The organism is Pseudonocardia xishanensis, assembly GCF_039541715.1.
In the GTDB taxonomy this organism is placed as follows: Bacteria; Actinomycetota; Actinomycetes; order Mycobacteriales; family Pseudonocardiaceae; genus Pseudonocardia; species Pseudonocardia xishanensis.
This window is the reverse complement of the sequence record NZ_BAABGT010000027.1, coordinates 50467-73903: the sequence shown is the minus strand read 5'-3', so window position 1 is coordinate 73903 and position 23437 is coordinate 50467. Positions and strand designations below refer to the sequence as shown.

Here is a 23437-nt window from a genome sequence, read left to right as displayed (position 1 = left end):
TTGGCGAGGGTTTCCCCGTCGCACCGCACACCGACGTGTGGTGCGAACCGAAGGAAATCTCCGTCTCCCCAGATGTGAAAGCGAGATCCCCATGGGTTCGCACGCTCCCCGCAAGACCACCCTGCTCGCCGTCGGCGTGGCCTCCCTGGTCGCTCCCGCGGCCATGATCGCCGTCGCAGGCCAGGCGTCGGCGGCCGAGGTCGCGCCGGTCGCCGCGTACCTCGACGAGAACGTCACCCACGGCACCCCGCCGCTGGAGCCGGTCGGCGAGTACATCGACGACGCGGTGGCGAGCACCGACAAGCAGATCTTCGACGTCGTCGGCGTGCTGACCGGCCAGTTCGAGAGCTGATCCGCCTCCGGGTGGTGGGCCTCTCCTGACCGCCACCCGGAACGGGACCGGGGCCGCCGAGGTGCTCGGCGGCCCCGCTCCGCCTCGGGCTCGTAGGCTGGACCGTCGTGACCTCCACGTTCGTCGGTCAGCCCGGCCCCTCCGCCCGTTCCGGCATCGCCCCCTTCCACGTCATGGACGTGTGGGCCGCCGCCGCGGAGCGGCAGAAGACCCGCGGCGACCTGATCAACCTCTCGGCCGGGCAGCCGTCCACGCCCGCCCCCGCCCCGGTGCGGGCCGCCGCGGCCGCCGCGCTGGAGACCGAGGTGCTCGGCTACACCGTCGCGCTCGGCATCCCGGAGCTGCGCGAGGGGATCGCGGCCCACCACCGCCGCACGTACGGCATCGAGATCTCCCCGGACGACGTCGTCGTCACCACCGCGGGGTCCGGCGGCTTCCTGCTGGCCTTCCTCGCCGCGTTCGACGCGGGCGACCGCGTGGCCATGGCCCGCCCCGGCTACCCCTGCTACCGCAACATCCTCTCCGCGCTGGGCTGCGAGGTCGTCGAGCTGCCGACCGGGCCGGAGACCCGGTTCCAGCCGACGGTCGAGATGCTGGAGGGCCTGGACGTCGCGGGTCTGATCGTGGCCAGCCCCGCGAACCCGACCGGCACCGTGCTGGACCCGGGGGAGCTGGCCGCCCTGGCGCTGCGCTGCGCGGAGCGCGGCATCCGGCTCGTCAGCGACGAGATCTACCACGGGATCGGCTACCCGGGGTCACCCGCGACCGCCTGCGCCTGGGAGACCTCGCGCGAGTCGATCGTGGTCAACTCCTTCTCCAAGTACTTCTCGATGACGGGCTGGCGGCTCGGTTGGCTGCTGGTGCCGGAGGACCTGCGCCGGGCCGTCGACCGGTTGGCGGGCAACTTCACGGTCTGCCCGCCCGCACTTCCCCAGCACGCCGCGGTCGCCGCGTTCACCCCGGAGTCCTACGCCGAGGCGGACTCGCACGTGCAGCGGTACGCCCACAACCGGTCCCTGCTGCTCGACGGCCTGCCCCGGCTCGGCATCGACCGGCTCGCCCCCGCGGACGGCGCGTTCTACGTCTACGCGGACGTCGGGCACCTCACGGACGACTCCATGCGGCTGGTCTACGAGCTGCTCGGCGAGACCGGCGTGGCGGTGGCGCCGGGCGTCGACTTCGACCCGGTGGAGGGGCACCGCTACGTGCGGTTCTCCTTCGCGGGCGCGACCGCCCCGATCGTCGAGGCGTTGGAGCGGTTGGGGCCGTTCGTGGCGAAGCGGGCATAGTTCCGCCCATGGCGGACCCTTACGCGGACGAGCCCCGCATCGCGGCGTGGGACCGTCGGATGGACTGGCCCCTGACCGGGCTGGCCGTCGTCTTCCTGGCGGTCTACGCGTGGCAGGTGCTGGACCGGGGCTCGCCGGAGGTGCTGGACGTCGGGCTGACCGCGATCTGGGTCGTCTTCGGCCTGGACTACCTCGTGCGGCTCGCGCTCGCCCGGCGGCGGTGGCGGTTCGTCGCCACGCACCTCGTCGACCTGGCGATCCTGCTGCTGCCGATGTTCCGGCAGCTGCGCGTGCTGCGGATCGTCACGGTGATCAGCGTGCTCAACCGCCAGCTGCGGGACGACTTCCGCGGCCGGATCGCGGTGTACGTCACCGGGACCGTCGGGCTCGTGGCGTTCGTGGCGGCGCTGTCCGTGCTGCAGGCCGAGCGGGACGCGCCTGGCGCCACGATCACGGACTTCGGCGAGGCGCTGTGGTGGACCATCACCACGATCTCGACGGTCGGGTACGGCGACCGCTACCCGGTCACGCTGGAGGGGCGGGTCGTCGCGGCCACGCTCATGGTGGCCGGGATCGCGCTGCTCGGCGTGGTGACCGCGTCCATCGCGAGCTGGTTCGTGGAGAACCTGCGGGCGTCCAACCGGCGCACCGAGACCGAGCTGGCCGAGGCCGAGCAGAAGATCGACCTGCTGGTCTGCGAGGTCAGGAGGCTCCACGCACGGCTCGACGCACAGGAGAGTCCTGCGTCAGCGGCCCGATCCGGTCCAACGCCGCCGTGATCGAGGCGTCCGTGAGGTCCGCGTGCGTCATCAGCCGGACCTTGCCGGACATCGAGCTGGCCAGGACGCCGGAGTCGCGGAACCGGGCGAGCGTGCCGGGCAGGTCCGCAACCGCCACGAGCACGATGTTGGTCTCCGGCTCCTGCACCCGCCAGCCGCGTTCGCGCAGGCCCGCGGCCAACGTGGTGGCCCGCCGGTGGTCCTCGGCGAGCAGGTCGATCCGGTCCAGCGCGACCAGGCCCGCCGCCGCCAGCACCCCGCCCTGACGCACCCCGCCGCCCAGCATCTTGCGCAGCCGCCGGGCCTGCTGCACGAACTCGACCGAGCCCGCGACCAGCGAGCCGACGGGCGCGCCGAGCCCCTTGGACAGGCAGACCTGCACGGTGTCGGTGCCCACGGTCAGCGCTCCCGGCGGCACGCCGAGCTTCACCGCGGCGTGCCAGAGCCGCGCGCCGTCGAGGTGCACGGCCAGGCCCGCGCCCTTCGCGGCCGCCGCGACCCGGGCGTGGTCCTCGGGACGCGTCACGGTCCCGCCCGCCGCGTTGTGGGTGTTCTCGACGCAGAGCAGCTTCGTGTTCAGCGCGTAGTACGGGGCGTCCCCGCTCGCCGCGCGGCGCACGGCCGCGGGGGAGACCCGGCCCGGTCCCGCGTCGTGCTCCAGAGGCCGGGGCATGCCGCCTGCCAGCCACGCGGCCGTGCCCAGCTCGGCGTCCAGCACGTGGGCGCCGGTGGGGGCGAGGAACGCGTCGCCCCGCTGCAGGTGGGACATCAGCGCGATGAGGTTGCCCATCGACCCGCTGGGCGTCCAGAGGGCGGCGGAGGCGCCGAGCAGCCCGGCGACCCGCTCCTCCAGCGCGGCCATCGTGGGGTCGCGGTCGAGGACGTCGTCTCCGACCTCGGCCTCCGCCATCGCCCGGCGCATCTCGGGGGTGGGCTGGGTGACGGTGTCCGAGCGCAGGTCGAGGGGCGCGGCGGGATCGGGCTTCTGCACCTTCGCCCGGGCCGCACTCATCACCTTCGCCGCGGGGCGTCGGGTTCGCGTCGAGGTCCGCATCGAGACCGCAGTGTTCCAGGTGGCGGCCTCACTGTTGCGCCCGGGTCACGAAACGGTCACGGGATTGGGCCGTTCGGGTGAGCCGTGCAACCGTGTGTCCCGTTTCGACCGTCCTGTGTGCAGAAGGGGGGATCCGTGGACGACGCCGACGAGCGGGCCTTCGCCGAGTACTTCCGCGCGCGCCGGGACACCGTGCGCCGGACCGCCTTCCTGCTCTGCGGGGACTGGCACCGGGCGGACGACCACGCCCAGTCCGCGTTCGTCGCACTGCACCGGCACTGGCGCAGGATCCGGGACCCGCTGGCGTTGGACGGCTGGGTGCGGAAGACGCTGGTCAGGGCGGTGATCGACGAGTCGCGGCGGCCGTGGCGGCGGGAGCGGTCCACCGACCGCACCCCGGAGGTCGCCGGCGTGGACGCGGACGTGGCCACCCGCACTGCGCTGGTGGACGCGCTGCGGTCGGTGCCGCCGCGGCAGCGCGCGGTGCTGGTGCTGCGGTACCTGGAGGGGCTGGACGTCGCGGGCACTGCCGCCGCGCTCGGCTGCTCCGAGGGCACGGTGAAGAGTCAGACCAGCCACGGGCTGGCGGCGCTGCGCGGGATCCTGGGGGACTCGCTGGACGACCTGAGGGAGGCCGGGTGAACTCCATGGACCCCCGGAACGACCACCGGCTGGCCGCCGCCTTCCGCGACGCGGTCCCCGAGCCGCCCGAGGCCGGGTTCTCGGCGGACGACGTGCGGCGCGAGTCGCACCGGATCGGTCGCCGCAACCGGATGCTGCTCACCGGCGGGGTCGCCGCGGCGGTGATCGTGCTGGCCGGCGGTGTGACGACCGGTGTGGTGCTGGCGCGGGACGGCCGGACCACCACCTCCGCGGCCGCCCCGGCGCAGGACTCGGGGTCCGGTGCCCGCGAGCTGGGCGCCCCGGACCTCGCCCGGGAGGCGGCGCCGGGTGGCTCGGGGGCGGCCGTGGCGCCCGCGCCCGTCGGCGTGCCGCTGGGGCCGGCGTCCGGACGGGACTGCGTGAACCCGCAGGACCCGGAGCTGCGCGCGCTCGTCGACACCGCCCTGCCCGCGCTGGCGAGCGCCCGGCAGGCCCCGACCACGATGGTCTGCCGCCAGGGCGGGGGTCGTGAGGTCAACCTGGAGGTCGTCGACGGGGACCTGACCGGCCTGCTCTCGGTCGTCTACACACCGCCGGGGGAGGAGCCCACGCAGACGGCGGGTGCCGTCGGCTGGGTCATGGAGGAACGGTCCACGGCGTCCGGGGGGCTGGTGACCGTCACCTCCCGCGCGCAGAGCGACTCCGGCGGCGTGCCCTTCGCCGCGGAGGTCGCCACCCTGGCCGACGCCCTCGCCCCGCGGCTCTGACCGGCGACGAGCGCCGCCTGCGGGTTGGGCAGACTGGGCGGGTGGCGACCGAGAAGGGGGAGCGGCGGCGGCAGGCGCTGACCGAGGCGGCCGGTGCGCTGTTGCGCGAGGGCGGGTTCGAGGCCCTGCGACACCGCGCGGTCGCCGAGCGGGCGGGGCTGCCGCTGGCCTCCACGACGTACTACTTCGACTCGCTCGAGGAGCTGATCACCGCCGCCGTCGAGTACACCGGCAGGCAGGACCTCGCCGCGGGCCGCGCGGCGTTGGACTCGGCGGACGAGCCGGTCGAGGTCGTCCTCGACCAGCTGCTCGGCCGCGGCTCCCGGGACGGCGGGCTGGACGCGGTGCTGCTCCGCTACGAACAGCTCGTCGGCGCCGGGCGGCGGCCCTACCTGGCCCCGCTGATGCGCACGCTGCGCCCCGAGCTGGACGCCCTGCTCGGCGAGGCCCTCGCCCGCGCGGGCCACCGGCTCGACACCGACGGGGTGCACCGGATCGTCGAGAGCGTCGACGGCGCCGTGATCTCGGCACTGATCGAGGCCGACCCGGATCCGCGCGGGGTCGCGCGGGCGGCGCTGCTGCGCAGCCTGTAGCCGGTGCACCGGCTGCCGCGTGAGCGCGCGCAGCGCATACCATCCGTGCACGTGATCCCCAACGTCCTCGCCGCCCGCTACGCCAGCCCGGAGCTCGTCAGGCTCTGGTCGCCCGAGCACAAGATCGTGCTGGAGCGACAGCTGTGGATCGCGGTGCTGAAGGCGCAGCGCGATCTCGGCGTCGAGGTCCCCGCCGAGGCGATCGCGGACTACGAGCGCGTCCTGGAGCAGGTCGACCTCGCGTCGATCGCCGAGCGCGAGCGGGTGACCCGGCACGACGTGAAGGCCCGCATCGAGGAGTTCAACGCCCTCGCCGGGCACGAGCAGGTCCACAAGGGTCTGACCAGCCGGGACCTGACCGAGAACGTCGAGCAGCTGCAGATGCGGCTGTCGTTGGAGCTGGTGCGGGACCGCTCCGTCGCGATCCTGGCCCGGCTCGCCCGGCGCGCCGCCGAGTACTCGGACCTGGTGATGGCCGGGCGCTCGCACAACGTCGCCGCACAGGCCACCACGCTCGGCAAGCGCTTCGCCTCCGCGGCGGACGAGCTGCTCGTCGCCTTCCGGCGGCTCGAGGACCTGCGGGCGCGCTACCCGCTGCGCGGGATCAAGGGCCCGGTCGGCACCGCGCAGGACATGTTGGACCTGCTGGACGGCGACTCCGCCAAGCTCGCGTCCCTGGAGACCCGGGTCGCGGAGCACCTCGGGTTCGCGGGGGTGTTGACGAGTGTCGGCCAGGTGTACCCGCGGTCGCTGGACCACGAGGTCACGTCGCTGCTGGTGCAGCTGGGGGCGGCGCCGTCGTCGCTGGCCACCACGATCCGGCTGATGGCGGGCCAGGAGCTCGCGACCGAGGGCTTCAAGCCCGGCCAGGTCGGGTCGAGCGCCATGCCGCACAAGATGAACACCCGCTCCGCCGAGCGGATCAACGGGCTGCAGGTCGTGCTGCGCGGGAACGCCGCGATGGCCGCCGAGCTGGCGGGCGCTCAGTGGAACGAGGGGGACGTGTTCTGCTCCGTCGTCCGCAGGGTCGCGCTGCCGGACGCCTTCTTCGCCCTCGACGGGCTGTTCGAGACCGCGCTGACGGTGCTGGACGAGTTCGGCGCCTACCCGGCCGTGATCGCCCGCGAGCTGGACCGCTACCTGCCCTTCCTCGCCACCACCAAGGTGCTGATGGCCGCGGTCCGGGCCGGGGTCGGCCGCGAGACCGCACACGAGGTGATCAAGGAACACGCCGTCGGCGTCGCGCTGGCGATGCGAGAGCAGGGCCAGTGGGAGAACGACCTGCTGGCGCGCCTGCAGGCCGACTCCCGACTGGGCCTGCCGACCGGCCTGCTCGACGGGCTGCTCAAGGACCCGCTGTCCTTCACCGGCGCGGCGACCGCGCAGGTCGCGGCGGTCGTCGGGCAGATCGCGGAGATCACGGACGCGCACCCCGAGGCCGCCCGCTACACGCCCGGAGCGATCCTGTGAAGCTGCTGCACTCCGGAAAGGTCCGGGACATCTACTCCGACCGGGGCGACATCATCCTGGTCGCGTCGGACCGGCTGTCGGTGTTCGACGTCGTCCTCCCGACGCCGGTCCCGGACAAGGGCGCGATCCTCACCGCACTGTCGTTGTGGTGGTTCGACAAGGTCGCGGCGCTGGTGCCGCACCACGTGATCTCCGCGACCGACGTCCCGGCGGAGTTCGCGGGCCGCGCCGTGCGGTGCCGGAAGCTGGAGATGCTGCCGGTCGAGTGCGTGGCCCGCGGCTACCTGACGGGCGGGGGTCTCGTCGAGTACCGCGAGAAGGGCACGGTGTCCGGGATCGCCCTGCCGCCCGGGCTGGAGGACGGGTCCCGGTTCCCCGAACCGATCTTCACCCCGTCGAGCAAGGCGCCGAAGGGGCAGCACGACGAGGCGATCACGTTCGCCCAGGTGGAGGACCTCGTCGGCGCCGAGACGGCCGCCCGGCTCCGCGACCTGACCCTCGAGGTCTACCGGATGGGTGCGGAGGTCACGGAGAAGAACGGGATCCTGCTCGCGGACACCAAGCTGGAGTTCGGGCTCGACGCGTCCGGCGAGATCGTCCTCGGCGACGAGGTCCTGACCCCCGACTCCAGTCGGTTCTGGCCTGCGGCGGACTGGGAGCCCGGCCGCCCGCAGTTCAGCTTCGACAAGCAGTACGCGCGGGAGTGGGCGCTCTCGACGGGCTGGGACAGGACCGCCCCGGGCCCCGAGGTCCCGGCGGACGTCGTGGCGGCGGTGCGCGCGAGGTACATCGAGGTCTACGAACGCATCACCGCCACCCCCTGGCGGTGACCCGCGGGCCCTCGCCCCGCGAGTCCCCCGTTCTCGACGGGTGAGTCGGACATCGGCCGGGTCCTGCGCGGAGTTTCACCGCCCTGCCGCGGCCGGACCCGCGGAGGTCTCCCGGAGTTCATCTCCGGGGCGTTCCCTTCGGGGCATGCCCGCTCGACTGGTGGTCTCCCTGTCCGGGCTCACCGACGCCCGGCCCGACGCCCTCGCCACAGCCCGCACCCTGGCCGCGGACCTCGACGCCCGCGGCGTCCCGCTGACGCAGCTCGTCCAACCCGCTTCGCCCGCGGGCCCGCCCTCCGCCGAGCTCCTCGACTGGATCCGGGAACGCGGGGACGCGATCGCCCTGCACGGCTACGACCACACCCCCGATCCGGCGCTGCGCGGCGGTGTGGGGCGCAAGGGTGAGTTCTCCGCGCTGCCCCGGCACGAGGCCGGCCTGCGGCTCGTCGCGGCCCGGCGTGCGCTCACCGGCCTCGGGCTCGCCACGGATGTCTTCGCCGCGCCACGCTGGCTCGTCTCGCCAGGGACCATCGACGCGGTCCGCGACCAGGGCTTCCGGGTCTGTCTCGACGAGGCCGGCGCCCACCTGTTCGACGACGCCGTCTTCCTCCGCGCCCGCGCCCTCGGCTTCCGCCTGCAGGAGACCCTGGAGGGTGCGGCCCGCACCCGCGCCGAGTCCTGGCGTCGCCGGGTCCTGCGCACCGAGGCCCTGCGGGTGGCCCGTCGGGCGGGGGTGGTCCGGATCGGCGTGCGCGCCAAGGACCTGCGCCGCCCCGGCCGGATCGCGACGGTCCTGGAGACGGTGGACGCGGTCCTGGCCGAAGGCGCCTGGCCCACCACCTACGCCGCCCTCCCCGCCACCCCCACCACGAAGTCCGCCTGAGCCCCCGACGTCCGACTCGCGGGTCCGGAGTGGGGGACTCGCGGGTGAGGTGTCCGCGGGTCCCCCACTGTCGACCTGCGAGCCGGACATCAGGGGATCAGGAGGGCCTTGCCCGCGATCTCGCGGTTCTCCAGGGCGGTGTGGGCGTCCGCGGCCTTCGCCAGCGGGAAGGTGCGGCCGATCACCGGGGTCAGCCTGCCCGCCGCGGCCTCCCGCAGCACCCGTTCCTGCCGCTCTCGGCGGCCCCGGGCGAACCCCGCGAGCTGGGCCATCCCCAGCACCTGGACGTCCGGGGTGGCGGCCGGGGTGGTGGGTCGCCCCGAGGGTGCGCCGTAGTGGGAGTATCGGCCGCCCTCCGCGACCAGGCCGAACGCCTCGGTGCCGAGGTCGCCGCCGACGCCGTCGAGCACGACGTCCACCCGGCCCACCCGACGGCGGATCGCGTCCGCCCAGCCCGGCACGCCGTAGTCCACGACGAGGTCCGCGCCCACTTCCCGGGCCACCGCGAGCTTGGCCGCGCCGCGCGCCGCCCCGACCACGCGCGCCCCGGCACGGCGAGCCAGCTGGACGAGGAGCGAACCCGCGCCGCCCGCCGCCGGCAGGACCAGCACGGACTCTCCCGGCCGCACGCCGACGGCACCGATCAGCGCCAGGGCCGTGCCGCCGTCGTGCAGCAGGGCCATCGCCTCGGCCGCGTCGAGGCCGTCCGGGATCGGGACGAGGGCCGACGGCGGGGCCGCGACCTGCTCGGCGTACGTCCCGGGACCGTCGACGAGCACCCGCCTCCCGAGCCACCCGTCGACCCCCGGCCCCACCGCCACCACCCGCCCCGCCGCCCCGCGCCCGGGGACGTACGGCGGGGTGGCCGGGTAGGGGCCGTCGCCACGGCGGATCATCGTGTCCAGGAACAGCACCCCTGCCGTCTCGACCTCGACCACCACCTCGCCGTGCCCGGCCGCGGGAGCGGGCACCTCCACCGGTCGGAGCACCGACGGGTCACCGAACTCGTCCACCCTGATCGTCAACACGGGACGAGCCTGCGACCTCAACCGGACTTCAGGTCAAGGGCCTTCTCCCGGTCGGCCACGACGACCGCCGTCCCCTTCGGGGCCAGGTTCGTGAACAGGCCGTAGTGCAGCGCCGGGTCCGCCAGCACGGCCTCGTGGATCGGCACGGCGATCCGCGGGGCGATCGAGCGCAGGTAGTCCACCGCGTCCCCGGCCTTGAGCCACGGCGCGCCCGTCGGGAGGAGCAGCGTGTCGATCGGGCGGTCCACCGGGGTGTAGGCGTCCCCGGGGTGCAGCAGGGAGCCGTCCACGAGGTAGCCGTTGTTGCGGATCACCGGGATGTCCGGGTGGATGACGGCGTGGTCGCCACCGAGGACCTCGACGGTCGCGCCCGCCACCGAGAGGGTCCGGCCCGGCTCGACGGTCTCCGCGTCGAGCGACAGTTCCGAGGCGGTCTGCGAGTCGACGATCAACCGCGCCGACGGGTTCGCGCGGCGCACCGCGTCGAGCCGCTCGGGGACGACGTGGTCGAAGTGCTGGTGGGTGACCAGGATCGCGTCGAGCCCGGTGACGCCCTCGAAGCCGGTGGAGAACGCGCCAGGGTCGATCAGGATGCGGGCCGTGCCGGTGTCGACCAGGACACAGGCGTGGCCGTAGTGCGTGAGCTGCATGGGGGACACCGTAGGCTGGAGAACCGTGGCGAGAGTGGTCGTGGACGTGATGCCCAAGCCGGAGATCCTCGACGTGCAGGGCCAGGCGGTGTCCCGCGCGCTGACCCGGATCGGGGTCAGCGGCATCGAGGTGCGGCAGGGCAAGCACTTCGAGCTGGAGGTCGACGACTCCGTCGACGACGAGACCCTGCACCGGATCGCCGGTGACCTGCTGGCCAACCCGGTGATCGAGGACTGGACGGTGACCCGGGTATGAGCGCCCGCATCGGGGTCATCACCTTCCCCGGCACCCTGGACGACGTCGACGCCGCCCGCGCGGTCCGCTACGCGGGCGCAGAGGCCGTCCCGCTCTGGCACGGCGACCACGACCTGCAGGGGGTGGACGCCGTCGTCGTCCCCGGCGGGTTCTCCTACGGCGACTACCTGCGGGCGGGCGCCATCGCGAGCCTGGCGCCGATCATGCGCGAGGTCGTCGACGGCGCCGCGAAGGGCCTGCCGGTGCTGGGCATCTGCAACGGCTTCCAGATCCTCTGCGAGGCAGGGCTGCTCCCGGGCGCGCTGACCCGCAACGCGAAGCTGCACTTCGTCTGCCGGGACCAGACGCTGCGGGTGGAGAACTCCGCCACCGCCTGGACCTCGGGCTACGCGCCGGGCGAGGAGATCGTCGTCCCGGTGAAGAACGCCGAGGGCCGGTTCGTCGCGACCGCGCAGACCCTGGCCGAGCTGGAGGGCGAGGGCCGGGTGGCGTTCCGCTACGTCGGGACCAACCCGAACGGCTCCACGAACGACATCGCGGGCGTGACCTCGGCGAACGGCCGGGTCGTCGGCCTGATGCCGCACCCCGAGCACGCCATCGACCTGCTCACCGGGCCCTCGGTGCAGGGCCTCGGCCTGTTCACCTCGGTCCTGGCCGCGGTAGCCGGGGCTCCGGCCGCCTGAGGCGCCGCGTCCGGTTAGGGTGACGGTCCCGCTGAACGAGAGGCCGTCCGTGACCCGACCCGACCCCGGTTCGGCCCCGCACCGGGTGCTGTTGGTCGAGGACGATCCCGGGGACGCCTTCCTGGTCCAGGAGCTGCTCGCGGAGGTGGACCCGCGCGTCACCGTGACGGTGGCCGAGTCGGTGCGCGCCGTTGTGGCGGAGAACCTGTTGGCCACCACGGACTGTGTGCTGCTGGACCTGAACCTGCCCGGCAGCAGCGGCCTCGAGGGCCTGCGCGAGCTGTTGGTCGCCGATCCCGCCGCCGCCGTCTGCGTGCTGACCGGCCTGGACGACGAGCACCTCGGCGTCGCCGCCGTCGGTGCGGGCGCGCAGGACTACCTGGTCAAGAACAAGGCGGACGGCGAGGTGCTGATCCGCGCGATCCGCTACGCCGTCGAGCGGCGCCGGGCCGAGGCCAGCATGGTGCGGCTACGCGAGGAACAGCTGGTCGCCGCCGAGTCGGTGCGTCTGGAGCGCGGCCTGCTGCCGAACCTGCTGCTCGGCGGCAGCACCGTGCACGGGCGGCAGTACTACCGCTCCGGTCGCACCCGGGCGGTGATCGGCGGGGACTTCTACGACGCGGTGCGCGGCCCGTCGGGCACCGTGCACGCGATCATCGGGGACGTCTCGGGCCACGGCCCGGACGAGGCCGCCCTGGGGGCGTTGCTGCGGGTCTCCTGGCGGGCCCTGGTGCTCGCCGGCGTGGACGAGCCGCAGGTCCTGCCCAAGCTGCAGGAGGTGCTGGTCAGCGAGCGCCACGAGCCGCTGCTGTTCACCACCGTCTGCACCGTGACCGTCGACCCCGCGCCCGCGGGCGGGGCGCGGGTGCGGATCCGGTCGGCCGGGCATCCGCCGCCGATCTCGTTGCGACCGGGGCCGGTGCCGCTCACCCCCCGCGTCGGCGTCCCGTTGGGAGTGCTCACGGACACGAAGTGGGAGTCGGAGACGGTGGAGCTCGCCCCGGGCTGGAGCCTGCTGCTCTACACCGACGGCCTGATCGAGGGCCGCGGTCCCGGGCCGGACGAGCTGCTCTGGCAGGAGGGGCTGGTCGCGTTGCTGGCCGGCGAGCGAGACGACGCCGAGCTGCCCGCCCGGCTCGTCGAGCGCGCCGAGGCCGTGAACGGCGGCCCGCTGGCGGACGACGTCGCCATCCTGCTGCTCGCCGACCACCCGGTGGACGCGTGAACGCCGTCGCGCCCCGCCGGGGGCCGCTGCGCCTGCACCCCGTCCCGCTCACGGCGGCCCAGAACCGCTGGACGCTGCGCCGCTGGTTCGCCGTCGGCGCCACCGTGGTCGCCGTGCTCTCGCTGGTCGCGGTGGGGCTCGGCGCGTGGGCCGTGGTGCGGATCGGTGACGCCAGGGACCAGCTGTTCGACAAGGTGTCCCCGGCCGTCTCCAGCGCGCAGAACGTCAACGCCGGGCTGGTCGACCAGGAGACCGGCCTGCGGGGGTTCACGCTCAAGCCCGACCCGGTCTTCCTCGAGCCCTACCTCGCGGGCATCCGGACGGAGGCGGACGCCGCGGCCCGGCTGCGCGGCATCGAGGCACTGCCCGAGCAGCAGACCTACCTCGCCACCCTGACGGAGACCGAGCGGCTGGCGGACCAGTGGCGCCGGGAGTACGCCGAGCCCACCATCGCGGCCGCGCAGGCCGGGCTCCCGGTCCCGGACCCCACCCAGGGCAGGCTGTTGTTCGACCGGGTGCGGGCGTCGGCGGCGGGCCTCATCGCGGACGTCGACCGCAGCCGGGCGATCGCCCGCGGGCAGCTGGACAGCGCGATCACGTTCGTCGCGGTCGTCGGGATCGTGATCACCGTGGTGGCGGCGGTGTTCCTGCTGCTCGCCTCGCTCGGTCTGCGGTCGGTGATCCTGCGCCCGCTGCGGGGACTGGCCGCGCAGACCCGCAGCGTCGTCGACGGCGACATGGGCTCGGAGATCCAGGGCAGCGGCCCGCGCGAGATCGTGGCGCTCGGCGCGGACGTCGAGGCGATGCGCGCCCACATCCAGCGCGAGGTGGACGAGCTCCACGAGGCCAACGCGAAGCTGGACGAGCGGACCCTGGACCTCGAGCGCTCGAACCGCGACCTCGAGCAGTTCGCCTACGTGGCCAGCCACGACCTGCAGGAGCCGCTGCGCAAGGTGTCCAGCTTCTGCCAGCTGCTGCAGCGCCGCTACGGCGGGCAGCTGGACGACCGCGCGGACCAGTACATCGGCTTCGCCGTCGACGGCGCCCAGCGGATGCAGCGGCTGATCAACGACCTGCTGTCGTTCTCCCGGGTCGGGCGCACCACGTCCGGTTTCGAGCCCGTCGACCTCGGCGCCGTGGCGCACACCGCGGCGGACCAGCTCGCCACCGCCGTCGAGGAGGCGGGCGGCGAGATCGTCCTGCCCCCGGACCTGCCCACGGTCACCGGTGATGCCGGGCTGCTGCAGGCGCTGCTGGTCAACCTCTTCGGCAACGGCGTGAAGTTCCACCGCCCGGACGTCTCGCCGGTCGTGCGGCTCTCCGCAGTGCGCCACGGGGAGGAGTGGGAGATCGCGGTGGCGGACAACGGGATCGGCATCGAGCCCGAGTACGTCGACAAGATCTTCGTGATCTTCCAGCGGCTGCACGGCCGGGACGTCTACGCAGGCACCGGGATCGGGCTGGCGCTGGCGAAGAAGATCGTCGAGTTCCACGGCGGCCGCATCTGGGTGGACCACGGCTCGTCGGACGAGCCCGGCACGACCTTCCGACTGACACTCCCCGTGGCACAGTCGGCCCCCGAACCCCAGCTCGCGAAGGAGCCCAGCGCGTGACCTCCGATGCCCTCACCGATCCGGCCCGGATCGTCAACGTCCTGCTCGTCGAGGACGACCCCGGCGACGTGCTGATGACCCGCGAGGCGTTCGAGGAGCACCTGCACAACCGGCTGGACGTCGTCACCGACGGGGACGCCGCCATCGCCTACCTGCGCCACGAGCCGCCGTACGTCGACCACCCGCGGCCGGACCTGATCCTGCTGGACCTCAACCTGCCGCGCCGAGACGGCCGCCAGGTGCTCGCCGAGGTGAAGAACGACCCGACGCTGCGCTCGATCCCGGTCATCGTGCTCACCACCTCCCAGGCCGAGGAGGACGTGCTGCGCAGCTACCAGCTGCACGCCAACGCCTACGTGACCAAGCCGGTGGACTTCGACGGGTTCATCGAGGCGATCAAGCAGATCGACCACTTCTTCGTCAGCGTGGTGAAGCTCCCGGGATCCTGATCCCACCCTCAGAGCATCGCGTCGATCTCCGCGCGGTGGTAGCGCAGCGGGGTGGTGGGGAAGCCGTACTCGTCCTTGTGCAGCTCCGCCGCACCGCACCAGCCGCAGCGACCGGACGCGTCGAGCACCGCGCGGGACTCCAGCTCGGACCGACGGTCGCCCTTCCCGGCGGGGAGGGCACCGGTCGCGGCGTGCGGGATCTGCGGCCTGTCGCCGCTCTTGACCTTCTTGTAGAGCCAGTAGGCGCCCACCGGGATCGCCACGATGACCGCGAGCCCGAGCACCCATTGCACCAGCCCCACGACGACCGACACCGCGATCCCCGCGAGGATCAGCACCCCGACGATCTGCGCGACCCGCACCACGATCTTCGACACAGCGCCTCCCCTGCTCCAGCCCCCCGCTCGACGGTACCGGGATCGGCCCGGCGCCGGCCGGCCCGTCGCGCGAGCCCGGCGCCGACCACTGAGACCGACGCCTCGAAGGTCCGGACGTCCGGACGTTTACGCTGGTACCCGTGACCGAGCTCGACGCGCGTACCGTCACCGACACCGTCTCCCAGGCCGAAGCGACCCCCGACCAGCCGCAGCCGTGGCGCGAGCTCGGGCTCAAGGAGGACGAGTACGCCCGGGTCCGCGAGATCCTCGGCCGCCGCCCCACGGACGCCGAGCTCGCGATGTACTCGGTGATGTGGAGCGAGCACTGCTCCTACAAGTCCTCGAAGGTCCATCTCGCCTACTTCGGCGAGACCACCACCGAGGCGATGCGGGAGAAGATGCTCGCGGGCATCGGCGAGAACGCGGGCGTCGTCGACATCGGGGACGGCTGGGCGGTGACCTTCAAGGTCGAGTCGCACAACCACCCGTCGTACGTGGAGCCCTACCAGGGCGCGGCCACCGGGGTCGGCGGGATCGTCCGGGACATCATGGCCATGGGAGCGCGGCCGATCGCGGTCGGCGACCCGCTGCGCTTCGGCCCGGCGGACGCGCCGGACACCGCGCGGGTGCTGCCCGGCGTGGTGGCGGGCGTCGGCGGCTACGGCAACTGCCTGGGGCTGCCGAACGTCGGCGGCGAGGTCGTGTTCGACGCCTCCTACGCGGGCAACCCGCTGGTCAACGCCCTGTGCGTGGGTGCGATGCGCACCGAGGACCTGCACCTGGCCTTCGCCTCCGGCGCCGGCAACAAGATCATTCTGTTCGGCGCGCGGACCGGGCTGGACGGCATCGGCGGGGTCTCCGTGCTCGCGTCGGAGACCTTCGGCGAGGGCACCGGGCGCAAGAAGCTGCCGTCGGTGCAGGTGGGGGACCCGTTCACCGAGAAGGTCCTGATCGAGTGCTGCCTGGAGCTGTTCCACGCCGGGCTCGTGGTGGGCATCCAGGACCTCGGCGGCGCCGGGCTGTCCTGCGCCACCTCCGAGCTCGCCGCGGCGGGCGACGGCGGCATGCACATCGACCTGGACCGGGTCCCCCTGCGCGCCGCCGGGATGACTCCCGCGGAGATCCTCTCCAGTGAGTCGCAGGAGCGGATGTGCGCGGTCGTCACGCCGGAGAACGTGGACGCGTTCATGGCGGTCTGCGCGAAGTGGGACACCATCGCCACGGTGATCGGTGAGGTCACCGACGGCGAGCACCTGGTCATCGACTTCCACGGCGAGACCGTGGTGGACGTGCCGCCGCGCACCGTGGCCCACCACGGGCCGGTGTACCACCGCCCGCTCGAGCGCGGCGCGGACCAGGACGCCCTGGAGCAGAACACCCCGGACACCCTCCCGCGCCCGGGCGCCCCCTCCGAGCTGCGCGCCGAGATCCTGCGCATGGCCGCGTCGCCGAACCTGTGCTCCCGCGCCTGGGTCACCGACCAGTACGACCGCTACGTCCGCGGCAACACCGCCTCCGCCCAGCCCGCGGATGCCGGCGTGGTGCGGGTGGACGAGCGGACCGGCCGCGGCATCGCCGTCGCCACCGACTGCAACGCGCGGTTCGCCGCGCTGGACCCGTACGCGGGAGCGCAGCTCGCGCTGGCCGAGGCCTACCGCAACGTCGCGACGAGCGGCGCCGTGCCCCTGGCCGTGACCAACTGCCTGAACTTCGGCTCGCCCGAGGACCCGCACGTCATGTGGCAGTTCTCCCAGGCCGTGCGCGGTCTGGCGGACGGCTGCGCCCAGCTCGGCATCCCGGTGACCGGCGGAAACGTCTCCTTCTACAACCAGACCGGCAGCCAGGCGATCCTGCCGACCCCGGTCGTCGGCGTCCTCGGCGTGATCGAGGACGTCGCCGCCCGCATCCCCGCCGGGTTCCGCCGCGCCGGGGACGCGATCGTCCTGCTCGGCGACACCGGGGACGAGCTCGGGGGCAGCGAGTGGGCGCACGTGGTGCACGGGCACCTCGGCGGTCGTCCGCCCGCGGTCGACCTCGAGGCGGAGCGGCGGCTCGCGCAGCTGCTGGCCGCGCAGGCCGGCGTGCTCACCGGCACCCACGACCTGTCCGACGGCGGGCTGGCCCAGGCCCTGGTCGAGGCGGCGCTGATCGGCGGCCGGGGAGCCCGGGTCACGCTGCCCGGCGCCGACCCGTTCGTGGACCTGTTCAGCGAGTCTCCCGGACGAGTGCTGGTCACCGTCGCCGCGGACGCCGCGGACGAGCTGCTGGCCGCCGCGGCCGAGGCGGGTGTGCCCGCCCGGGCGCTCGGCACCGTCGACGGCGCCGAGCTGGAGATCGCCGAGATCCCGACCCTGCCGCTGGCCGAGCTGCGCGAGGCGTGGGAGGGGACCCTGCCCGCCCTGTTCGAGGCCGTCGAGGGATGACCGACCTCCTCGACACCTGGCTGGCGGGCGGTCCCCCGCCGCCACGCTCGGTGATCAAGGAGGCGGTCAAGGAGTCGCTCGCCGCGTTGGCCGAGAAGGCGCCCGGCCACAGCGTCGAGGTGCGCATCCCGCCCTTTGCGGCGATCCAGTGCGTCGAGGGACCCCGACACACCCGCGGCACGCCGCCGAACACCGTGGAGATGGACGCCCGGACCTGGCTCGGGCTGGCCACGGGTCGTCTGAACTGGACGGATGCCGTCGAGTCGGGCACGGTGAGGTCGTCGGGGTCGCGCGCCTCGGAGGTCGGGACGCTGCTTCCGTTGCGCTGAGACTCCGCCGTTCGGTCGGACGGCCGACTCCCCGAACGGGGGAAGCCGGCCGACGAGTAGTAGCGAACCGACGTGTCGAGGCCGAAGATTGTCCCCGATCGGGACGAAACCGGACCCCACGGGCGACGGGAGGTGGCTCAAGTGGTCGCGGCGAGTGACGTCCCGGACCCGCGGTCGCCTGCGGCGCCAGTCCGCGCGGTGGCCGCCCTCGTGACCGAGGATCCCGGCCCCGAGGTGCGGTCGCTGGCCGATCGCTGGGCCGAGCTGCTGCCCAACGCCGCGGGTGCCGAGGACGCCGCGATCCTGGCCGGTCTGCTGGTCCGGCTGCGGTCCGCGTTGCGCACCGAGCCCTTCTGGCCGTTGGCCGCGCGGGGCATCGGAGCGGACCTGGCGGCGTCGGGGTTCTGCGGGGACCGCGTCGGGATCGTCGGCGCGGCGCCCGAGGACGTCCTGCCCGGGACGCTCCGGCTGCTCCGCGAGGTCGCTCCCGAGGTCCTGGACCTGGACGACACGACCGCGCGGCTCCGCCTCCTCCCCGCGCTGGACGAGCTCGCCGCCGGGTTCGCGGGCGGCCTGCGGTTCCGCGCCCACCAGGCCCAGGAGGACCTGCTGCGCGCCACGCTGCGGGCCCGCCGGGACGTCGAGCGGGTGCTCGCCGAGAGTGAGGCGCACTACCGCACGATCTACACCCAGGGGCCGGTCGGCATCGCGGTGGCCAGCCTGGACGGGCTGGTCGAGGACCTCAACCCGGCGGCGTGCCGGATGCTGGGCCTGCTGCAGCGCCCGGACCTGCCGCTGCCGGTCGGCGACTTCGTGCACCCGGAGGACCTGGAGGCCTTCCTCGCCGCATACGGCAGGCTGGCGTCGGGCGCCGCGGACACGGTCAGCGTGGACGTCCGGTTCGCCGGGCCGACGCGGGTCTGGACCTGGGGGCACGTCACCGGGTCGCTGATCCGGGAGGACTCCGGGCGACCGAGCCACCTGATCGGCGTGATCGAGGATGTCTCCGAGCGGTACCGGCTGCGGTCGTCGCTGGTGGAGGCCTCGTCCCGGGACCGGTTGACCCGGCTGCCCAACCGGCACCTCACCGAGGCCGCCGTGCGGCAGGCCTTCGGCGGCGGAGCCACCCGGGTCGGCCTGTGCGCGATCGACGTGGACGACTTCCGCCGGGTGAACGAGATCCACGGGCACGCCGTCGGGGACGAGCTGCTCACGGCACTGGCGGACCGGCTGCGCACCGCGGCGGGCGGGCACCTGGTCACCCGCACCGGCGGGGACGAGTTCGCGGTGCTGCTCATCGATCCGGAAGGGCTCGGCGAGGTGCTCGGCGTGGCGGACCGGCTCCTGGCCGCGGTCGCCGCCCCGTTCCACGTCGGCGGGCACCGGGTCGGGTTGACCGCGAGCATCGGGGTGGCCGAGGGACCCACCGACAACGAGTGCGCCGCGGAGCTGCAGCGCGCCGCGGGCGTGGCGCTGTCCTGGGCGAAGGGGCAGGGTGGCGGCTCCCGGGCCGTCTTCGATCCCGAGCGGGACGCCGGCGAGGCCGTCCGGGCCGGGCTGCTGGCGGGCCTGCGCGCAGCGGTGGACCGGCACCAGTTCCGGCTGGCCTACCAGCCGCTGGTGCGGCTGGCGGACGGCTCGCTGCGCGGGATGGAGGCGCTGGTCCGCTGGGAGCACCCGGAGCACGGCCTGCTCGGGCCCGGCCGGTTCATCGAGCTCGCCGAGCGGTCCGGGGCGATCGTGGAGCTCGGTCGCTGGGTGCTGGCGGAGTCCTGCCGCGAGGCCGCGCGCTGGCAGGAGGAGATGGGGACGCGGGCCCCGTACGTCAGCGTGAACGTCTCGCCGGTGCAGCTGCCCGAGCAGGGGTTCGTCGAGGAGGTCGTGGCCGTGCTCGCCGAGACCGGCCTCGCGCCGGACCGGCTGCAGCTGGAGATCACCGAGCAGGCCGTCCTCTCCGACGAGGCCGCCTCGATGGACGCGCTGTCCGCGCTGCGGGCCGCGGGCGTCCGGCTGGCCCTGGACGACTTCGGCACCGGCTACTCCAGCCTGGCCTGGCTGCGCAGGCTGCCGGTGCACGCGTTGAAGATCGACGGATCGTTCATCGACGGGCTGCGACACGACCGGCCGGACCCGGTCGACGAGAGCATCGTCGGGTCGCTGGTCGCGATGGCCCACGCCCTGGGCCTCGAGGTGACGGCCGAATGGGTGGAGACCGGCCGCCAGGCGGACCGCCTCGAGCGGCTCGGCTGCGACCTGGGGCAGGGCCGGTGGTTCGGTGACGCCCGTCCCGCGGGATGGGTTCCGGGTCCGCGGCGGCGTACCATCGGGTAAGCCCCGCGCTGCCGACACCTCTGGAGCGAGTGTTGAGTTCCGATCGGAACCCTCCCCGTACCGACGTCGACGACTCGCCCAAGGAGGAGTGCGGCGTCTTCGGCGTCTGGGCTCCCGGTGAAGACGTCTCGAAGATGACCTACTACGGCCTCTACGCGCTCCAGCACCGCGGGCAGGAGGCGGCGGGGATCGCGGTGTCCGACGGTCGCCGGATGGTCGTGTTCAAAGATCTCGGCCTGGTCAGCCACGTCTTCGACGAGCAGACCCTGTCCTCGCTCAAGGGCCACCTCGCGGTCGGGCACTGCCGCTACTCCACCACCGGGTCCACGACCTGGGAGAACGCCCAGCCGGTGTTCCGCACCACGGCGGCGGGCAGCGGGATCGCGCTCGGCCACAACGGCAACCTGGTCAACACCGCCGAGCTGCGGGATGAGGTGACCGCGCTGGCGAAGCAGGGCCACGGGTCGCGGGTGCAGGCCACCACCGACTCGGACCTGATCTGCGAGCTTCTGGCGGCCACCTCCGCGGACACCGGGCTCGAGGAGGCCTCGCTGCGGCTGCTGCCGCGCGTGCGGGGCGCCTTCTCGCTGGTCTTCGCGGACGAGACCACGCTCTACGCCGCGCGGGACGCCCACGGCGTGCGGCCGCTGGTGCTGGGCAGGCTCGAACGCGGCTGGGTCGTCGCCAGCGAGACGGCGGCGCTGGACATCGTCGGCGCCTCGATGGTGCGCGAGGTCGAGCCCGGCGAGCTGCTGGCGATCGACGCGGACGGCATCCGCAGCTCCCGCTTCGCCGCGCCGGAGCCCAAGGGCTGCGTCTTCGAGTACGTCTACCTGGCCCGCCCGGACACCACGATCTCCGGGCGCTCGGTGCACGCCGCGCGTGTCGAGATCGGGCGCAGGCTCGCCCAGGAGGCCCCGGTCGAGGCCGACCTGGTCATCCCGGTCCCGGAGTCCGGCACGCCCGCCGCGATCGGCTACGCGCAGGGCTCCGGCATCCCCTACGGCCAGGGCCTGGTCAAGAACGCCTACGTCGGCCGGACCTTCATCCAGCCCTCGCAGACCATCCGCCAGCTCGGCATCCGGCTCAAGCTCAACCCCCTGCGAGACGTCATCCGCGGCAAGCGCCTGGTGGTCGTGGACGACTCGATCGTCCGGGGCAACACCCAGCGCGCCCTCGTCCGGATGCTGCGCGAGGCCGGGGCGCTGGAGGTGCACGTCCGGATCGCGTCGCCGCCCGTGCGCTGGCCCTGCTTCTACGGCATCGACTTCGCCTCGCGGGCCGAGCTCGTCGCGTCCGGGCTGGACACCGAGGGCGTCCGGCGCTCGATCGGGTCGGACACCCTGGCCTACGTCTCGGTGGACAACATGGTCGCGGCCACCGAGCAGCCGCGCAGCAGGCTGTGCTGCGCCTGTTTCGACGGCGAGTACCCGATCCCGCTGCCCGAGGAGGCCCGGCTCGGCAAGCACCTGCTCGAGTCGCCCGCGCTGGACGCCGCCGGAGCGGCCTCCGGGGACCCCGGTCCGCTGCGCGAGGCGACGCCGACGCTGTCGGTCGGCTACGGTGCGTCGGACGCCCTGAGCAGGCCGTAGGCCGCTCGGGGTCCCTGTGCGCCCGGGCGCACCGCAGTCCGAAGTAGACCAGCAGGAACGAGAGCAACGACCCATGTCGAGCCCCAGCGACCAGGACCCGCGCGCCAGCTACGCCGCCGCAGGAGTGGACATCGAGGCGGGTGAGGCCGCCGTCGAGCAGCTCCGCCCGTACGCGGAGAAGGCGACCCGGCCCGAGGTACTGGGCGGCATCGGCGGGTTCGCCGGGCTGTTCGCCCCGAAGCTGGGCAAGTTCACCGAGCCGGTGCTGGCCGCGTCGACGGACGGGGTGGGCACCAAGGTGGCCATCGCGCAGGCGATGGACAAGCACGACACCATCGGCCTCGACCTGGTCGCCATGGTCGTGGACGACCTCGTCGTCTGCGGGGCCGAGCCGCTGTTCCTGCAGGACTACATCGCCGTCGGCAAGCTGGTGCCCGCGCAGATCGCCACGATCGTCAAGGGCATCGCCGAGGGCTGCCAGCAGGCGGGCTGCGCCCTGCTGGGCGGGGAGACGGCCGAGCACCCGGGGCTGATGGAGGCGGGCGGGTACGACCTGTCCGCCACCGGCGTCGGGATCGTCGAGGCCGAGAGCATGCTGCGGCCCGAGCGGGTCCGGCCGGGGGACGTGCTGGTCGCGATGGGCTCGTCCGGTCTGCACTCCAACGGCTACTCGCTGGCCCGGCACGTGCTGCTGGACATCGCCCGCATGCCCCTGGACGGGCACGTCGAGGAGTTCGGACACACCCTCGGCGAGGAGCTGCTCGTCCCCACCCGGATCTACGCGCGGGACTGCCTCGCGCTCGCCGCGGAGACGGGTGTGCGCACGTTCTCGCACATCACCGGCGGCGGGCTGGCCCGCAACCTCGAGCGGGTGCTGCCGCAGGGCCTGGTCGCCACGGCGGACCGCGGCTCGTGGACCCCGGACCAGGTCTTCGCGCTGATCGCAGGCCGCGGCCGGGTGGAGCGCGCGGAGATGGAGAAGACCTTCAACATGGGCGTCGGCATGGTGGCGGTCCTCCCGCCGGACGACGTCGACCGCGCCCTCGCGGTCCTCACCGCCCGCCACGTCCCGGCCTGGGTGCTGGGCGAGGTCAAGCGGTCCACCGGCGAGGAGTCCGGCGAGCTCGGCTCGCGGGTGCAGATGGTGGGCGTCCACCCCCGCTTCTAGACGGGGACGGGGAGTGGTTCCCGGAGCATCGGCGGGTGCAGGGCGGTGGCCGGGCCGCGGCGGAACAGCTGCGGCGGACGGCCCCGGCCGCCCGTGACCCGGGTGGCGGTCGGGATCAGGAAGCCCGGGGTCGAGGTGACCTTGCGCTGGAAGTTGCGCGGGTCGATCTCGGTGCGCCACACCGCCTCGTAGACGCGGCGGAGGTCGCTCACGGTGAACTCGGCGGGACAGAACGCCGCCGCGAGGGTCGTGTACTCCAGCTTCGCCCGGGCCCGCTCCACGCCGTCCGCGAGGATCCGGTCGTGGTCGAAGGCCAGCCCGTAGACGTCCTCGACCGGGAGGAAGGCCGCTGCGCCCTGCGGGTCGGGCAGGTCCGGCAGCAGGGCCAGGTAGCCCATGCTGAGCACCCGCCCGCGCGGGTCCCGGTCCGGCGCCGCGTACCCGGCCAGCTGCTCCAGGTGTCCCTGCACCGCGTCCTGCGTGGCCGCCCCGGTCTGTGTCGCGAGCTCGCGGGCGGCGGTGTCGCCGAGGTCCTCGTCCGCCTGGACGAACCCGCCCGGCAGCGACCAGTGGCTCTCGTAGGGCCGCTCGCCCCGACGGACCAGGAGCACGCAGAGCTGATCACGACGCACGGTCAGGACCACCAGGTCCACCGCGACCGCGAACAGGTTCCCGCGCATGCCTCACCCCGCT

24 protein-coding genes are annotated in these 23437 nt (G+C 73.9%); 19 read left to right on the top strand and 5 right to left on the bottom strand.

Annotated elements, in window-relative coordinates; translation table 11 throughout:
* Positions 1-91 precede the first annotated feature (91 nt).
* The 3 genes from ABD993_RS09980 to ABD993_RS09970 all read left to right on the top strand — a co-directional run bounded on the left by ABD993_RS09980 (position 92) and on the right by ABD993_RS09970 (position 2420).
* Positions 92-352: a hypothetical protein gene (locus ABD993_RS09980; protein WP_345414981.1), complete on the top strand. Its 261-nt coding sequence runs from the start codon at positions 92-94 to the stop codon at positions 350-352.
* Positions 353-525: 173 nt separating this feature from the next.
* Complete coding sequence (locus tag ABD993_RS09975) at positions 526-1641, top strand: pyridoxal phosphate-dependent aminotransferase (protein ID WP_345415280.1); 1116 nt, start codon at positions 526-528, stop codon at positions 1639-1641.
* An 8-nt stretch (positions 1642-1649) separates the two neighbouring features.
* Complete coding sequence (locus tag ABD993_RS09970) at positions 1650-2420, top strand: potassium channel family protein (protein WP_345414979.1); 771 nt, start codon at positions 1650-1652, stop codon at positions 2418-2420.
* On the opposite strand, the gene ABD993_RS09965 is transcribed toward ABD993_RS09970, so the two are convergent.
* Positions 2344-3432: a threonine aldolase family protein gene (locus ABD993_RS09965; RefSeq protein ID WP_345414977.1), complete on the bottom strand. Its 1089-nt coding sequence runs from the start codon at positions 3430-3432 to the stop codon at positions 2344-2346. The two genes, ABD993_RS09970 and ABD993_RS09965, sit on opposite strands and share 77 nt — an antisense overlap.
* A 177-nt stretch (positions 3433-3609) precedes the next feature.
* Here ABD993_RS09965 and ABD993_RS09960 point away from each other — a divergent pair, with 177 nt between their 5' ends.
* From ABD993_RS09960 to ABD993_RS09935, 6 genes are all read left to right on the top strand, one after another.
* A complete protein-coding gene (locus tag ABD993_RS09960; RefSeq protein WP_345414975.1) occupies positions 3610-4116 on the top strand; it encodes a SigE family RNA polymerase sigma factor in 507 nt (168 codons plus the stop codon).
* Positions 4113-4844, top strand: coding sequence for a hypothetical protein (locus tag ABD993_RS09955; RefSeq protein ID WP_345414973.1), 732 nt, complete (start codon positions 4113-4115; stop codon positions 4842-4844). The genes ABD993_RS09960 and ABD993_RS09955 overlap by 4 nt, the downstream gene beginning before the upstream one ends.
* A 41-nt stretch (positions 4845-4885) precedes the next feature.
* Positions 4886-5437 carry a TetR/AcrR family transcriptional regulator gene (locus ABD993_RS09950; protein ID WP_345414971.1) on the top strand — a complete coding sequence of 184 codons (552 nt, stop codon included), beginning with the start codon at positions 4886-4888 and terminating at the stop codon, positions 5435-5437.
* A gap of 51 nt (positions 5438-5488) precedes the next feature.
* Positions 5489-6907: an adenylosuccinate lyase gene (purB, locus tag ABD993_RS09945; RefSeq protein ID WP_345414969.1), complete on the top strand. Its 1419-nt coding sequence runs from the start codon at positions 5489-5491 to the stop codon at positions 6905-6907.
* The gene (locus ABD993_RS09940) at positions 6904-7737 is read left to right on the top strand and encodes a phosphoribosylaminoimidazolesuccinocarboxamide synthase (protein ID WP_345414967.1); all 834 of its coding nucleotides are present in this window, start codon (positions 6904-6906) and stop codon (positions 7735-7737) included. The genes purB and ABD993_RS09940 overlap by 4 nt, the downstream gene beginning before the upstream one ends.
* Before the next feature lie 145 nt (positions 7738-7882).
* Positions 7883-8620 (top strand): DUF2334 domain-containing protein, encoded by a 738-nt coding sequence (locus ABD993_RS09935; RefSeq protein WP_345414965.1) that lies wholly within the window; start codon positions 7883-7885, stop codon positions 8618-8620.
* Positions 8621-8709: 89 nt separating this feature from the next.
* Here the strand turns inward: ABD993_RS09935 and ABD993_RS09930 are convergent, their stop codons facing one another.
* Both ABD993_RS09930 and ABD993_RS09925 read right to left on the bottom strand, forming a co-directional pair.
* Positions 8710-9648, bottom strand: a complete 939-nt coding sequence (locus tag ABD993_RS09930; protein ID WP_345414963.1) for a zinc-binding dehydrogenase — start codon at positions 9646-9648, stop codon at positions 8710-8712.
* 17 nt (positions 9649-9665) lie between these two features.
* Positions 9666-10298 (bottom strand): MBL fold metallo-hydrolase, encoded by a 633-nt coding sequence (locus ABD993_RS09925; protein ID WP_345414961.1) that lies wholly within the window; start codon positions 10296-10298, stop codon positions 9666-9668.
* Between the two features lie 25 nt (positions 10299-10323).
* Between ABD993_RS09925 and purS the strand changes: the two genes are divergently transcribed.
* The 5 genes from purS to ABD993_RS09900 are packed head-to-tail and all read left to right on the top strand — an operon-like array spanning position 10324 to position 14524.
* Positions 10324-10554: a phosphoribosylformylglycinamidine synthase subunit PurS gene (purS, locus tag ABD993_RS09920; protein WP_037049488.1), complete on the top strand. Its 231-nt coding sequence runs from the start codon at positions 10324-10326 to the stop codon at positions 10552-10554.
* Entirely contained in the window at positions 10551-11237 is a 687-nt protein-coding gene (gene purQ, locus ABD993_RS09915; RefSeq protein WP_345414959.1) for a phosphoribosylformylglycinamidine synthase subunit PurQ, read from the top strand. Before purS ends, purQ begins: the two co-directional genes overlap by 4 nt.
* A 49-nt stretch (positions 11238-11286) precedes the next feature.
* Positions 11287-12462, top strand: coding sequence for a PP2C family protein-serine/threonine phosphatase (locus tag ABD993_RS09910; RefSeq protein ID WP_345414957.1), 1176 nt, complete (start codon positions 11287-11289; stop codon positions 12460-12462).
* A complete protein-coding gene (locus ABD993_RS09905; RefSeq protein ID WP_345414955.1) occupies positions 12459-14075 on the top strand; it encodes a sensor histidine kinase in 1617 nt (538 codons plus the stop codon). Before ABD993_RS09910 ends, ABD993_RS09905 begins: the two co-directional genes overlap by 4 nt.
* Positions 14072-14524, top strand: coding sequence for a response regulator (locus ABD993_RS09900; RefSeq protein ID WP_345414953.1), 453 nt, complete (start codon positions 14072-14074; stop codon positions 14522-14524). The genes ABD993_RS09905 and ABD993_RS09900 overlap by 4 nt, the downstream gene beginning before the upstream one ends.
* An 8-nt stretch (positions 14525-14532) precedes the next feature.
* Here the strand turns inward: ABD993_RS09900 and ABD993_RS09895 are convergent, their stop codons facing one another.
* Positions 14533-14901, bottom strand: coding sequence for a hypothetical protein (locus ABD993_RS09895; protein ID WP_345414952.1), 369 nt, complete (start codon positions 14899-14901; stop codon positions 14533-14535).
* A gap of 140 nt (positions 14902-15041) precedes the next feature.
* Between ABD993_RS09895 and purL the strand changes: the two genes are divergently transcribed.
* The 5 genes from purL to purM all read left to right on the top strand — a co-directional run bounded on the left by purL (position 15042) and on the right by purM (position 22744).
* Positions 15042-17324 carry a phosphoribosylformylglycinamidine synthase subunit PurL gene (gene purL / locus ABD993_RS09890; RefSeq protein ID WP_345414950.1) on the top strand — a complete coding sequence of 761 codons (2283 nt, stop codon included), beginning with the start codon at positions 15042-15044 and terminating at the stop codon, positions 17322-17324.
* A complete protein-coding gene (locus ABD993_RS09885; protein ID WP_345414948.1) occupies positions 17321-17653 on the top strand; it encodes a sterol carrier family protein in 333 nt (110 codons plus the stop codon). The genes purL and ABD993_RS09885 overlap by 4 nt, the downstream gene beginning before the upstream one ends.
* Before the next feature lie 198 nt (positions 17654-17851).
* Positions 17852-19984 (top strand): putative bifunctional diguanylate cyclase/phosphodiesterase, encoded by a 2133-nt coding sequence (locus ABD993_RS09880; RefSeq protein ID WP_345414946.1) that lies wholly within the window; start codon positions 17852-17854, stop codon positions 19982-19984.
* A complete protein-coding gene (gene purF, locus ABD993_RS09875) occupies positions 19948-21576 on the top strand; it encodes an amidophosphoribosyltransferase (protein ID WP_425568936.1) in 1629 nt (542 codons plus the stop codon). The genes ABD993_RS09880 and purF overlap by 37 nt, the downstream gene beginning before the upstream one ends.
* A gap of 73 nt (positions 21577-21649) precedes the next feature.
* Complete coding sequence (purM, locus tag ABD993_RS09870; protein WP_345414943.1) at positions 21650-22744, top strand: phosphoribosylformylglycinamidine cyclo-ligase; 1095 nt, start codon at positions 21650-21652, stop codon at positions 22742-22744.
* Here purM and ABD993_RS09865 read toward each other — a convergent pair.
* Positions 22741-23424 carry an NUDIX hydrolase gene (locus tag ABD993_RS09865; RefSeq protein WP_345414941.1) on the bottom strand — a complete coding sequence of 228 codons (684 nt, stop codon included), beginning with the start codon at positions 23422-23424 and terminating at the stop codon, positions 22741-22743. The two genes, purM and ABD993_RS09865, sit on opposite strands and share 4 nt — an antisense overlap.
* Positions 23425-23437 lie beyond the last annotated feature (13 nt).